Genomic DNA, 12,702 nt, shown 5'->3' with positions numbered 1-12,702 from the left:
GGCTCCAGGTCCGTCTTCTGCCGGCACCCTGAACACGGGCCAGTGCTCAGGATCGAAGAGGACCTCGGACAGGGCATCGGCATCGGCGCCGTCCTCACCGAACCACTCCGGAACCGGGCGCTCGGCACACCCCCCGTCGCTGCCCATCGCCAAGAGGTAGTTCGACCAGAAGCCCGGGTGGAGCAGCAGTGACTCGCCCGGCACCAGCGGGCCGACGTCGTATCCCTTGATCAGCACCCCTCGATCCTGTCACCAGCCACTGGCCGAGCAGTGACCTTCAGAAGATTTGGCTGTTCTGTTCTGGTGTCCCGTCCGGATCGACTGCCGGGTCGGCGCGGCCGATCCCGTGCCGCGGGCGCCCGCCCCCGCGATACCGCCCCACCCGCGATGCCGTCCCCTCCGCGGTACCGCCTCGGGAGAGTCCGGCTGACCCGTTCCGCCGGGCAGCCAATGCCCTGACCTGTGGGTATGACCTATTCGTCGCATCTATACACACCACGTATACGCATCTTGTATAGTGCCGCGTATGTCCATCGGTCACACCTTGCCCGGACTGCTGGAGTCCGGGCCCCGCCACGGCACGCTGCTGCACTGCCTGGCCGGGATCATCACCCCGGACTCGGGCTCGGTGCACCACAGCGGGCGCGATCTGGCCACGATGCCGGACGCCGAGCGCAGCAGGCTGCGCCGCGGCGAGTTCGGCTTCGTCTTCCAGTTCGGCCGGCTCGTCCCGGAGCTGAGCTGCGTGGAGAACGTGGCGCTTCCGCTGCGGCTGAGCGGTGTCAAGCGCAGGGAGGCCGAGGCCCGGGCGCTGTCCTGGCTGGAGCGGCTGGAGGTCGCGGACGTGGGCGCCAAGCGGCCCGGTGAGGTCTCCGGCGGTCAGGGGCAGCGGGTCGCCGTCGCCCGCTCGCTGGTCACCGGCCCGCGGGTGCTCTTCGCCGACGAGCCCACCGGCGCGCTGGACTCCCTCAACGGGGAACGGGTGATGGAGCTGCTCACCGGGGCGGCCCGGGAGGCCCGTACCGCCGTGGTGCTGGTCACCCATGAGGCACGGGTCGCCGCCTACTCCGACCGCGAGGCCGTGGTGCGCGACGGCAAGGCGCGGGACATGGCGGGCGCCCGATGACGATCGAGGAGAGCGCGGCCGAACCACGGGAGCGGACGGCACTGCCGCGGCGCGGAGCCATCACCCGCTGGGCCGCCGACCTCGCCATGGGCGCCCGCTTCGCGGTCACCGGCGGCCGGGAGAGCTGGGCCAGGACGCTCATGACGGCGATCGGCGTGGGGCTCGGCGTGGCGCTGCTGCTCCTGGCCTCCTCCGCCCCCCACGCGTACCACGCGCGCGAGGACCGGAGCGCGGCCCGCGAGGCCTACGAGCCCGGCAATGACACCAAGCCGAAGGCGGGCCCGCACACCATCAGGATCGCCGGTGGGAACACGACGTTCCGCGAGGACTCCATCGAGGGCACGTTGCTGGCGCCGGACGGGAACAGCCCGCCCAAGCCCCCCGGGGTGGACCGCCTCCCGGCCCCCGGTCAGATGTGGGTCTCCCCCGCCCTCAAGAAGCTGCTCGCCGACCACGACCTGCTCCGCCAGCGCCTGCCCTACCGCGTCGTCGGCACCATCGCCGACGGCGGCCTGTCCGGCCCGGCCGACCTCCGGTACTACGCGGGCGTCGACGCCGGGGTGTTCGGCGACGCCCATGCGGAACGCGTCGACCACTGGGGCACCGAGCCCCCGGACCAGGTCCTGAGCCCCGGGGTGCTGCTGCTGGTCGTCGTGGGCTGTGTGGTGCTGCTGGTGCCGGTCCTGATCTTCATCGCCACCGCCGCGCGCTTCGGCGGGGAGCGGCGCGACCGGCGGCTGGCCGCGCTGCGCCTGGTGGGCGCCGACAGCCATATGACCCGGCGGATCGCCGCCGGGGAAGCGCTCTTCGGCTCGCTCCTCGGGCTGGCGGCCGGTGGGCTGATGTTCCTGGCCGTACGGAGGCTGGTCAGCACGGTCAGCCTGTGGGACGTCAGCTTCTTCGCGGCCGACATCCGCCCGTCCGCGCCGCTGGCGTTGCTGATCGCGGTCGTCGTACCCGCCTCGGCCGTCCTGGTCACCCTGTTCGCGCTGCGCGGGATCGCCATCGAACCGCTGGGCGTGGTGCGCAACGCCACCCCCCGGCGGCGCAGGCTGTGGTGGAGACTGCTCCTGCCGGTGCTCGGAATGGGGCTGCTGGTGCCGCTCGCGGGCGGCTTCGGCGCGACCAGCCACAGCCGGGACGCCGAGACGTACCAGGCCGCGGCCGGTGCGGTACTGGTGCTGATCGGCACCACGGCGCTGCTGCCCTGGCTGGTCGAGGCGGTCGTCGAACGGTTCGGCAGGGGTCCGGTGTCCTGGCAGCTCGCCACCCGGAGGCTCCAGCTCAGCAGCGGGACGGCGGCACGGGCGGTGAGCGGCATCACGGTCGCGGTCGCCGGGGCGATCGCGATCCAGATGCTCTTCGCCACCGTGCAGGACACCCAGACGAAGTTGACCGGTCAGGACCCCCAGCGCGCCCAGATCGGCATGACCCTCGACGTCGACAACGGCGCCCAGGCCAGCGCCGCGCTCGCCAAGTACCGCGCCACCAAGGGCGTGCGCCAGGTGTTCGGCAGCGTCGGAGCGTCCGTGGCCGAGGCGCGTTCCAAGGCGACGTCCCGCGAGGACGTCGATGTGCAGTCGATCACGGTGGCCGACTGCCCCACCCTGCGCGAGATGGCCGACATCGGCCGGTGCTCCGACGGCGATGTCTTCCTGGGGAAGCTCTCGATCCCCTACGAGGAGGAACCCGACTTCGCCAAGCCCGGTGCGCAGGTCAATCTGCGGCTGGACCACAACGGCAACGTGATCACCAGGAATCCCGAGCTGTGGACCATTCCGCGCTCGACCAGGACGGTGACGGCGAAGGACGATCCGCAGGGCGCGGAGAACTCCGGGATTCTGGCCACCCCCGGGGCCATCGATGTCGCCCGGCTCAGCGACCCCACGGCCCAGATCCTGCTGCGGCTGGACCCGAGGGTGCCGGACGCGGCGGAGTACGCGCGCAACACCGGCGCGGCGCTGACCCCGGTACCCGATGTGTACTCGCTGACCAGCACCACGGAGAGCGGACAGTTCTCGGCGGTCCGCAAGGGGCTGTTCATCGGCGCCACCGCGACCCTGCTGCTCATCGGGGCCAGCATGGTCGTCTCGACCCTGGAGCAACTGCGTGAGCGCAGGCGGCTGCTGTCCGTCCTGGTGGCCTTCGGCACCCGCCGCGCCACGCTCAGCTGGTCGGTGCTGTGGCAGACCGCCATCCCCGTCGTCCTGGGCCTGGCCCTGTCGATCGCGGGCGGGCTCGCGCTGGGCACGATGCTGCTCGAGATGGTCAACGAGCCCTGGACCGTGGACTGGACGAACCTGACGCTGATGACCGGCGTCGGCGCGGGGGTCATCGGCCTGGTGACCCTGGTCAGTCTGCCGCCCCTGTGGCGCATGATGCGCCCGGAGGGGCTGCGTACCGAGTAGCCGCGGAAGCGGCGGGAGCCGCGCGGGGTCGGTGCGCACCGTGCGCCGATGAGGAGTGAGTGTTCGGTGACCGGTGTCAGTGGGCCGGAGCGGCCGGGGTCGCCGATTCGCGCGCGGAGCCCGTTTCCTCCCAGACCTGGTCCAGGGCGTCGACGAATCCGCGTACGTCGTCGGCGGTGTGCACGGCTCCGGGAGCGACCCGAAGGATCTCCTCCCCGACCCGCACGCTCGGCGCGTTGATCGCCTGCACATAGATCCCGTATCGGTCGAGCAGCAGCGCGGACATCCGCTTGCACACGGCCTCGTCCCTCACCAGCACGGAAACGATGTGTGTCTGGTCCGAAATGAAGGGGATGCCGCGCTCGTTCAACAGCCGGTGCATCAACTGCGCGTTGCACCACAGCTGTTCGCGCTCGGCCTCGGAGGACCGCAGATGGCGTACGGCGGCGGTGGCGGCGGCGGCCAAGGCGGGCGGCAGCGCGGTGGTGAAGATGAAGGAGCGGGAGAACATGCGCACCGCTTCGATGACTTCGGAGGGCCCCGCGATGTAGCCGCCGTGGGTGCCGAAGCCCTTGGCCAGGGTGCCCATGATGACGGTGAAGTCGTCGGCCAGGCCCTCCCGGGCCGCGATGCCGGCGCCCGCCGGGCCGTACATGCCCACCGCGTGCACCTCGTCGAGGTACGTCATCGCCCCGTGGCGCTTGGCGATGTCGACGAGCTCGGCCAGCGGGGCGATGTCGCCGTTCATCGAGTACACGGACTCGGCGACGATGAGCTTGGGGGCGTCCGGATCGGCCGCCGCGATCAGTTCTTCCAGGTGAGCGCTGTCGTTGTGGCGGAAGATCTGCTTCTGGGCGCGGCTGTGGCGCAGGCCGTCGATGATCGAGGCGTGGTTGAGCGCGTCGGAGAAGACGACGCACCCCTCCATGCGTCCGGCGATGACGGACAGCGCGCCGTCGTTCGCGGTGTAGCCGGAGGTGAACAGCAGCGCGTCGTCCTTGGCGTGGAGTGCGGCGAGCTCGTTCTCCAGCAGTACGTGGTAGTGGTTGGTGCCGCCGATGTTGCGTGAGCCGCCGGCGCCGGCACCGTACTCGTCGACCGCCTCCTTCGCGGCTTCGAGCACCGCGGGATGCTGGCCCATGCCGAGGTAGTCGTTGCTGCACCAGACGCTGATGCTGTCCGGGCCAGCCATGTGTCCACTGCTGCGCAGGCTGGCCGCGGGAAACTTCCCGGCGAGCCGCCCGATCTCCAGGAACTCTCTCTTCCCCCCGTCGGATCCTTCGACGAGGTTTGCAAAGAGGTCCAGGTATTGGGTCGTCACATCTACTCGCTTCGTTTCAGGCCGCTGAGGCCACATGCGACTATGGGCGGCTGCGTGTAAATGGCTGAAACTGCAAAACTACGGCTGGCTTCTGGTCGCCCCCGGTATTTGAAAGCTCAATTGCCCCTGGTGCTTGAAGGCTCAACTGGCGGTTGGAAACGCTCAACTGGCGCAATGGGAGGTCGCAGTGGCGTCTGCGTATCGTCGGTCGCGGTCGGCGTACAAGTTACTCAAGGCCGCTAGTCATTGGTAGGGCGTCAATGGGGACTTGAGTAATTTACCCAGTCCATCTGACGGGCAGTCAGTACCGGTTGCCAGGCTCTCACGGCCATGTAATCCTGCACCGACCGATTATGGGTCGGGAGAAGTGTCGGGGAAGTGGGGTTCCGGTGTCTTCGAATGAGAATTACGCCCGCCGGGTGCTTGAGGCGTTGTCATCCGATCCCGACCGAATTGCCCTGTGGCGGGAGGGCGAGGAGTTCACCGCGGGCCAGTTCTCCCGGGCCGTTCTCGCGGCGGCGGAAGTCCTGCGTCGGCACTTCACGGACCGCCGAGCTGCGGATCGCGGAGCTGCGGATCGCCGAGCTCCGGCTACGGACCACCGAGGTCCGGCTACCGAAGGCAAGGATCCCGTTGTGGCGGTGCTGACCGTCACCAACAGCCCGGCGACCATCATCCTCCGCTACGCCGCCAACCTCGCCGGGGCCACCCTGGTCCACCTGCACTCCACGAACGCCGTGGACCCCACCGACCAACTGGCCGCCGCCGCCCGCCAGGAGCTCCTCAGCAGGACCGGGGCGGCCTTCCTCGCCGTCGACAAGGAGCACGTCGGCGCGGCCCACGAGCTGTGCGATCGGCTGCCCGAGCCACCGCGCCTGGCCGTGCTCGGCCCTCTCGGTCCCGATGTCCTGGACCTCTCGTCGGGCGACCCGGACGCCTTCGACCTCGACGCCGCCGGTGCCGACCCCGAACAGCCCGCCGTGGTGATCTGCACCAGCGGTACCAGCGGCAGACCCAAGGCCGTCACGCTGTCGTACCGCGTCCGCGGCCTCCCCCTCCAGAACAGCCCTGCCCAGGACACCCCCTCCCAGGAAAGCCCCTTCCAGGACAGCCCCCTCCAGTCCCCGGAACCCATCGTGTACCTGTCGACCCTGCCGGTGAGCAACTCCAGCAGCTCCGTCGTCGACCTCACGCTCGCTTCCGGCGGAACGGTCATCCTGCACGACGGGTTCGAGGCGGGCGAGGTGCTGCGGGCCGTGGAACGGCACCGCGTCTCCGCGCTGGCGATCACCCCGCCGCAGCTGTACGCGCTGGTCGACCACCCCGACGTCGCCACCACCGACCGGTCGAGCATCAGGGTCATCAGCTACGTCGGGTCCCCCGCGGCCCCCGCCCGACTGGCCGAGGCGGTCGAGGTCTTCGGCCCGGTGCTGCTCCAGATCTACGGGACCACGGAGATCAGCCCCATCAGCGTCCTGACCCCGTCGGACCACACCGACCCGGAACTCCGCGGGACCGTCGGACGCCCGACCGCGGAGGTACGCATCCGCCACCTGGACGACGACCGTGACGTCCCGCCCGGCGAGACCGGCGAGGTGTGCGTGCGGAGTCCGTACACCATGCTCGGCTACTGGGGCGAACCGGAGTTGACCGCCGAGACCATCCGCGACGGCTGGGTGCACACCGGCGACCTCGGGTCCGTCGATGAGAACGGCTGTCTGCGCCTGCACGGCCGGATGCGCGAGGTGGTGAAGACCAACGGCATCAAGGTCCATCCCACGGATGTGGAGAACGCGCTGTTGACCCATCCCGAGGTCGCCCAGGCCGCGGTGTACTGCGTGGTGGACGACGACCGCGTGGAGCACATCCACGCCGCCGTCGTGGTGCGACCGGGCGGCACCGCCGACTCGGGGACGCTGATCGGGCACGTCGCCGCCGAGCTGTCCCCGAAGCACGTACCGGCCGTGGTGACGTCGCACGACGCGCTGCCCCTCACCGCTGCCGGCAAGCCGGACAAACAGGCGCTGGCCGTACGGAACAGGGGTGCGGCATGACGCTGAGCGCCGCGTCCATACTGGCCGAGACCGCCGAGCGGCGCCCCGACCACCCCGCGCTCGTCTTCGGCTCGGAACGGATCACCTACGCGGAGCTCTGGCACGCCACCCGCCGGTACGCGGCGGTGCTGCGGGACCTCGGTGTGCGCCCCGGCGACCGGATCGCCCTGCTGCTGCCGAACACACCGCACTTCCCGAAGGTGTACTACGGCGTGCTGGCGCTCGGTGCCGTGGCGGTCCCGGTGCACGGCCTGCTGCGCGCCGAAGAGATCGTCCACGTGCTGGCCGACTCCGAGGCGAAGGCCCTGGTGTGCGCGGCCCCGCAGCTGACCGAGGGCGCCAAGGCGGCGGAGGCGGCCGGGGTCCCGCTGCTCACCGTCATGGTGGAGGACGACACGGACGACACGAGCGACCCGAACGACCCGAACGACGACGCCCCGCCACGTCTCGACTCCCTCGCCGAACGGGCGGAGCCCCTGGACCGCCTGGTGCCGCGCGCGCCCGACGACCTGGCCCTGGTGCTGTACACCTCTGGCACCACCGGCCGCCCCAAGGGCGCGATGATCACCCAGCTCAACCTGGTGATGAACGTCAGCACCACGATGCGCTCGCCGTTCGACCTCGGCCCCGACGACGTGCTACTCGGCTGTCTGCCGCTGTTCCACACCTTCGGCCAGACCTGCGGCATGAGCGCTTGTTTCCTGGCCGGTGGCACCCTGGTGCTCATGAGCCGCTTCGACGGCCCCGGCGCGCTCGACCTCATGGTCACCGAGGGCTGCACGGTGTTCATGGGCGTCCCGACCATGTACCTGGCCCTCCTCGACGCCGCCGTCCGCGACTCCCGCCGCCCCGCCCTCGACCGCGCCTTCTCCGGCGGTTCGGCGCTGCCGGTCAAGGTGCTGGAGGAGTTCCAGGAGGTCTACGGCTGCCCGATCTACGAGGGGTACGGACTCACCGAGACCTCGCCGGTGGTGGCGTACAACCAGAAGGCGTGGCCGCGCAGGCCCGGCACCGTGGGGCGCCCCATCTGGGGCGTGGAGGCGGAGATCGCCGCCGCCGACGTCGAGGACCGCATCGAGCTGCTGGGGGCCGGGGAGGTCGGGGAGATCGTCGTACGCGGCCACAACGTCATGGCCGGCTACCTCAACCGGCCGGAAGCCACCGCGGCCGTGCTGGTGGACGGCTGGTTCCGCTCCGGCGATCTGGGGGTGAAGGACGCCGAGGGCCATCTGACCATCGTCGACCGCAAGAAGGACATGGTGCTGCGCGGTGGCTACAACGTCTATCCGCGCGAGGTCGAAGACGTCCTGATGCGCCACCCGGCCGTCGCCCAGGTCGCCGTCATCGGCGTTCCCGACGACAAGTACGGCGAGGAGGTGTGCGCGGTGGTACGGACGCGGCCGGGCACGGCCCCGGACGCGGCGCTCGCCGCGGACATCGTGTCCTGGAGCAGACGACGAGTCGCCGCGCACAAGTACCCGCGCCTGGTGGAGTTCGTCGAGGACTTCCCCCTCGGACCGAGCGGCAAGGTCCTGAAGCGGGAACTCACCACCCGCCTAACCGACGGCCACTGACCAAGCCAAGCCGAGGACTGGCACCCGCTCGGACCCTCGCCAGCGTCCGCGCCATGGTCTTCGCTCTCGCGGTGAAGCTGGAACAGGCGCCCGAGCAGGACGGTCCTGCCGAATCCGGCTCACGCGGATGATCAGGAACAGGGGAAGTCGGGAGAACGGGGTTCGCGGGTCATAGAGCCACGACGGCCAGCGGCGCACTGGTCGGCTTGTCCGAACCGCCCCGCGGTTCCGCCGTGACCCCGACACCGTCAGCCCCGTGCGGACCGCCGGTGAGGAACACCGCACCCGTGGCCCGGCCGGGTTCGAGCAGCCCCGCCGGGACCATCGTGCCGTTGCGGCTGTACCACAGCTCGTACACACCGGCCTTCCGCAGCGTCGGCAGATCGTGGTAAACGAACGCCGCCCGGCCCAGTCGCCGGGAGACGACCACGGTGCCGCTGCCACCGCCCTTGAGCGCGGTGGCACGGAAGGTGGCGTCCGGCGCCGCCATCAGCGCGCTCAGCCCGTTCGCCCGACGCTCGGCACGGTCGGTCCGGGCCCGTTGCCCGTCGGCGTCGTCACGGGCGTCCAGGACCAGGCCGCCCGCCACTACCGTCACGGCCAGACAGGCCGCGGTCACCAGGTACGGAATCCGCAGCCACCGCCGCCGGGCGGCCAGGGACACCACCGGCACCTTGCGGCCCTCCGGCGGAAGCTGCCGGACCTCGGGCAGCGCCGCCATCACCTTCGCCCGGAGCCGGGCGGGCGGTTCCTCCGCGACCGCCCGCGCCAGCCGGGCCGCGGTCGCCCGCAGCTCCCTGACCTCCTGCGCGCACGCGTCGCACACCGCCAGGTGGCGGTCGAACTCCGCCGCCTCGCGCTCGGTCAGCGCGTCGAGTGCGTAGGCGCCCGTCAGCGTGTGCAGATCCCCCGCGGTCACGACGACACCTCCAGGCAGTCGCGAAGACGGATCAGCCCGTCGCGCAGCCGTGTCTTGACGGTTCCCAGCGCCGTGTCCAGTACTTCGGCGGTCTCCCGATAGGTGTAGCCGCGGTAGTAGGCGAGCGTCACGGACTCCCGCTGCAACTCGGTGAGCTGATCCAGGCAGCGGCGCACCTGCTCACGTTCCAGACGGCGCTCCACTCGCTCGCTGACCTCGTCGAACAGGGGGCTGTAGTCCTGGGCCGCGACCTTGCGCTCACGGTCCGTCGCGGCCTGCGCGGAGCGCACCCGGTCCACGGCGCGGCGGTGCGCCAGGGTGCTGATCCACGTCATGGCGCTGCCGAGGCCCGGGTCGAAACGGGCGGCGTAACGCCAGACGTCGATGAGGGCCTCCTGCGCCACTTCCTCCGACTGGGCCGGGTCGCGCACCACCTTGCGCACCAGGCCCAGAACCGCGCCGGCCACCATCGAGTACACCGTGCCGAACGCCTCTTCGTCGCCCCGTGCCACCCGTTCGAGCAACGCCTCCAGCGCACCGGGCCCCGGTGCCGCCGATCGGTCGCCGCGTGCTGCCACACGCATGGACACCTCCGGATTGTGGGTCTGATCAGCAAGTGCTTCGGCACCGGGCGCGGAGCGGATTGGTCGGGCCGGACCATCGTGCCTTCCGTCTCCGCGGAGCGAGCGCGTGCGGAATGACGCGGACGAGGCCCCGCGGACTGGTCATGGCACCGGATGGCGCCGTACGGAGCCGGACTACTTCGGAGTTATGGGCCTCTTGGATTGGTGGGGAAATCCTCTTTCCCTCGAATGGGTGAATGACCAATCCGGGCCCGTCGCGGCTCCGGATTCCTTGTGTGAGCGAGAAACTGACGACATCAAGGCGGCGGAAAGTGCTGCGGCTTGCCGGGCTGGGCCCGTTGAGCGGTCTGCTGGCGGGCTATGCCGCGCTCACGGTGGCCGAGCTGGTGTCGGCCGGGGTACGGCCCGAGGCGAGCCCGGTGATCGCGGTGGGCGGCGCGACGATCGACCGGACCCCGGCCCCGGTGAAGGACTGGGCGATCCGCCACTTCGGGACGGACGACAAGCTCGTACTCCAGCTCGGCATCCTCGCCGTACTCACCCTCCTGGCGCTCGCCCTTGGCATCGTGGCCGCACGCCACCGGCGCACCGGCGCGGCCGGAGTCCTGCTGTTCGGCCTTGTCGGCGCACTGGCGGCGACCGGCCGACCCGACTCCACGAGTGCCACCGACGCACTGCCGTCGGTGGCCGGCGCCGTGGCGGGGGCGGCGCTCCTCCACTGGCTGGCCGGACGCCTGCCACAGTGCGGCCGCCCGGCCACCCCTCGAGGGCCCGCACGAGAAAGCGAAGCGATGGACACCGGCCCCGCTGCGCGGATCGACGCCCTGGCCGATCGGGGCGGTGAAGACGGCCGGGACGGATGGGACCGACGCGGCTTCGTCATCGCCGCGACCGCCGCCGCGGCCGCGTCGACGGGAGTGGGCGCGCTGGGCCGCTCGCTCAACGCCGCACGTGGCCGGAGCGCGATCGCCTCCCGTAACCGGATCGTCCTGCCCACCCCCGCCTCGGCGGCGGCGCCCATACCCGAGCGCGCCGCGCTGCGCGTCGCGGGCATCGGCCGGTTCATCACGCCCAACCACGACTTCTACCGGGTCGACACCGCGCTGGTCGTGCCCCGGATCGACGCCACCTCCTGGAGTCTGCGCATCCACGGCAGGGGCGTCACCCGCGGGATGACGCTCTCCTATCAGGACCTGCTGCGAATGCCGCTGATCGAGCGCGACATCACCCTGACCTGCGTCTCGAACGAGGTCGGCGGACCGTACGCGGGCAATGCCCGCTGGCTCGGGGTACGCCTGGCCGATCTGCTCGCCCAACGCGGTGTGAAACCCCCGTCCAAGGGGGGCCCGGCCGACCAACTGGTGGCGCGGTCGGTGGACGGGATGACGATCGGCACTCCGGTCGAGGACGTGATGGACGGCCGTGACGCGATGCTCGCACTCGGGATGAACGGGCAGCCACTGCCGTTCGAGCACGGCTTTCCGGTGCGGATGGTGGTGCCGGGCCTGTACGGGTTCGTCTCCGCCTGCAAATGGATTAAGGAAATCGAACTCACGACGTTCGACGACTACGACCCGTACTGGGTGAAGCGGAACTGGGCGCGCAAGGCGCCCATCAAGACCGAGTCGCGGATCGACACCCCCAAGCCCTTCGCACGCCCCAAGGCCGGCACGGTGATGATCGCCGGGGTGGCCTGGGCCCAGCATCGCGGGATCGACAAGGTCGAGATCCGGGTGGACGACGGTCCCTGGCACGAGGCCGAGCTGGCAGCGGAGGACACCCGCGACACCTGGCGCCAGTGGTCCTTCCCCTGGCAGGCCCTCCCCGGCAGCCACACCCTCACCGTCCGGGCCACCGACCGCACCGGCGAAACGCAGCCGGAGCGGCGGACCCGCACCATCCCCGACGGCGCCAGCGGCTGGCATTCGGTGGTGATCAACGTGGACTGACCACCCCATTGCCCGCCTCGACCTCGCATCCGAACGACCAAGGAGCAGAAATGAACACCATCCCCCGCCGGAACCGTCGTGGATCCCTGGTCCTGGCCGCGGTTGTCCTGCTGCCGCTGGCCCTGACGGCCTGCTCGGGCGACGACGGAGACGACAAAGCCTCCGACACGAAGTCCTCTCCCGCCTCGGACAAGGCCACCCCGAGCGCCTCGGACGACATGAACGGCATGGCCAAGCCGTTCGGCCCGGCGTGCTCGTCGGTTCCCGAGAAGGGATCGGGTTCGTTCGACGGCATGGCCAAGGACCCGGTCGCCACGGCCGCTTCGCACAACCCGGCCCTGTCGACCCTGGTCACCGCGGTCAAGAAGGCCGGTCTGGTCGACACCCTCAACAACGCCGAGAACATCACGGTGTTCGCCCCGTCCAACGACGCCTTCGACAAGATTCCCAAGGCGGACCTGGACAAGGTCCTGGGCGACAAGGCCCAGCTGACGAAGATCCTCACCTACCACGTCGTGGGCCAGAAGCTCGCGCCGAAGAACTTGGCGAACGGCTCCTATCCCACTCTGGAGAAGTCCAAGGTGACCACGTCCGGTTCGGGTGAGTCCTACAAGGTCAATGACTCCGCGAACGTGGTCTGCGGCAACGTGAAGACCGCGAACGCCAACGTCTACATCATCGACAGCGTCCTGATGCCCAAGAAGTAGCAGCCGACGCCAACGGGGGTCGGTCTCCGCGCGATGCGAGCCGACCCCCGGACGGCGCGC

10 protein-coding genes and 1 pseudogene are annotated in these 12,702 nt (G+C 70.5%); 6 read left to right on the top strand and 5 right to left on the bottom strand.

Annotated features, from left to right (window positions below; all coding sequences use genetic code 11):
* A pseudogene (locus VT50_RS36285) lies at positions 1 to 237 on the bottom strand (hypothetical protein); the annotation flags it as partial.
* A gap of 289 nt (positions 238 to 526) precedes the next feature.
* Between VT50_RS36285 and VT50_RS36280 the strand changes: the two are divergent.
* Complete coding sequence (locus VT50_RS36280; RefSeq protein WP_078840874.1) at positions 527 to 1,126, top strand: ABC transporter ATP-binding protein; 600 nt, start codon at positions 527 to 529, stop codon at positions 1,124 to 1,126.
* Complete coding sequence (locus VT50_RS36275) at positions 1,123 to 3,534, top strand: ABC transporter permease (protein ID WP_046088626.1); 2,412 nt, start codon at positions 1,123 to 1,125, stop codon at positions 3,532 to 3,534. Before VT50_RS36280 ends, VT50_RS36275 begins: the two co-directional genes overlap by 4 nt.
* 76 nt (positions 3,535 to 3,610) lie before the next feature.
* On the opposite strand, the gene hemA is transcribed toward VT50_RS36275, so the two are convergent.
* Together hemA and VT50_RS40830 are read right to left on the bottom strand one after the other, a co-directional pair.
* Positions 3,611 to 4,891 (bottom strand): 5-aminolevulinate synthase, encoded by a 1,281-nt coding sequence (gene hemA / locus VT50_RS36270; protein WP_046088627.1) that lies wholly within the window; start codon positions 4,889 to 4,891, stop codon positions 3,611 to 3,613.
* A 398-nt stretch (positions 4,892 to 5,289) separates the two neighbouring features.
* Positions 5,290 to 5,457: a hypothetical protein gene (locus VT50_RS40830; RefSeq protein WP_240529452.1), complete on the bottom strand. Its 168-nt coding sequence runs from the start codon at positions 5,455 to 5,457 to the stop codon at positions 5,290 to 5,292.
* Between the two features lie 33 nt (positions 5,458 to 5,490).
* Between VT50_RS40830 and VT50_RS36265 the strand changes: the two genes are divergently transcribed.
* Both VT50_RS36265 and VT50_RS36260 read left to right on the top strand, forming a co-directional pair.
* Positions 5,491 to 6,909: an ANL family adenylate-forming protein gene (locus VT50_RS36265; RefSeq protein ID WP_240529451.1), complete on the top strand. Its 1,419-nt coding sequence runs from the start codon at positions 5,491 to 5,493 to the stop codon at positions 6,907 to 6,909.
* Complete coding sequence (locus VT50_RS36260; RefSeq protein ID WP_046088629.1) at positions 6,906 to 8,483, top strand: long-chain-fatty-acid--CoA ligase; 1,578 nt, start codon at positions 6,906 to 6,908, stop codon at positions 8,481 to 8,483. The genes VT50_RS36265 and VT50_RS36260 overlap by 4 nt, the downstream gene beginning before the upstream one ends.
* Before the next feature lie 169 nt (positions 8,484 to 8,652).
* Here the strand turns inward: VT50_RS36260 and VT50_RS36255 are convergent, their stop codons facing one another.
* Both VT50_RS36255 and sigK read right to left on the bottom strand, forming a co-directional pair.
* A complete protein-coding gene (locus VT50_RS36255) occupies positions 8,653 to 9,402 on the bottom strand; it encodes an anti-sigma factor (RefSeq protein WP_046088630.1) in 750 nt (249 codons plus the stop codon).
* Positions 9,399 to 9,986, bottom strand: coding sequence for an ECF RNA polymerase sigma factor SigK (sigK, locus tag VT50_RS36250; protein ID WP_046088631.1), 588 nt, complete (start codon positions 9,984 to 9,986; stop codon positions 9,399 to 9,401). Before sigK ends, VT50_RS36255 begins: the two co-directional genes overlap by 4 nt.
* A gap of 275 nt (positions 9,987 to 10,261) precedes the next feature.
* On the opposite strand from sigK, the gene VT50_RS36245 reads away from it, so the two are divergent.
* Together VT50_RS36245 and VT50_RS36240 are read left to right on the top strand one after the other, a co-directional pair.
* Positions 10,262 to 11,935 carry a molybdopterin-dependent oxidoreductase gene (locus VT50_RS36245; RefSeq protein WP_046088632.1) on the top strand — a complete coding sequence of 558 codons (1,674 nt, stop codon included), beginning with the start codon at positions 10,262 to 10,264 and terminating at the stop codon, positions 11,933 to 11,935.
* A gap of 50 nt (positions 11,936 to 11,985) precedes the next feature.
* Positions 11,986 to 12,642, top strand: coding sequence for a fasciclin domain-containing protein (locus VT50_RS36240; RefSeq protein WP_046088633.1), 657 nt, complete (start codon positions 11,986 to 11,988; stop codon positions 12,640 to 12,642).
* Positions 12,643 to 12,702 lie beyond the last annotated feature (60 nt).

Source organism: Streptomyces antioxidans, assembly GCF_000968685.2.
Classification (GTDB): domain Bacteria; phylum Actinomycetota; class Actinomycetes; order Streptomycetales; family Streptomycetaceae; genus Streptomyces; species Streptomyces antioxidans.
This window is presented reverse-complemented; position numbering and strand designations above follow the sequence as displayed.

Coding starts and splice junctions, on each gene's coding strand:
- VT50_RS36280 (WP_078840874.1), top strand. CDS start 527: ATGTCCATCGGTCACACCTTGCCCGGACTGCTGGAGTCCGGGCCCCGC.
- VT50_RS36275 (WP_046088626.1), top strand. CDS start 1,123: ATGACGATCGAGGAGAGCGCGGCCGAACCACGGGAGCGGACGGCACTG.
- hemA (WP_046088627.1), bottom strand. CDS start 4,891: ATGTGGCCTCAGCGGCCTGAAACGAAGCGAGTAGATGTGACGACCCAA.
- VT50_RS36260 (WP_046088629.1), top strand. CDS start 6,906: ATGACGCTGAGCGCCGCGTCCATACTGGCCGAGACCGCCGAGCGGCGC.
- sigK (WP_046088631.1), bottom strand. CDS start 9,986: ATGCGTGTGGCAGCACGCGGCGACCGATCGGCGGCACCGGGGCCCGGT.
- VT50_RS36240 (WP_046088633.1), top strand. CDS start 11,986: ATGAACACCATCCCCCGCCGGAACCGTCGTGGATCCCTGGTCCTGGCC.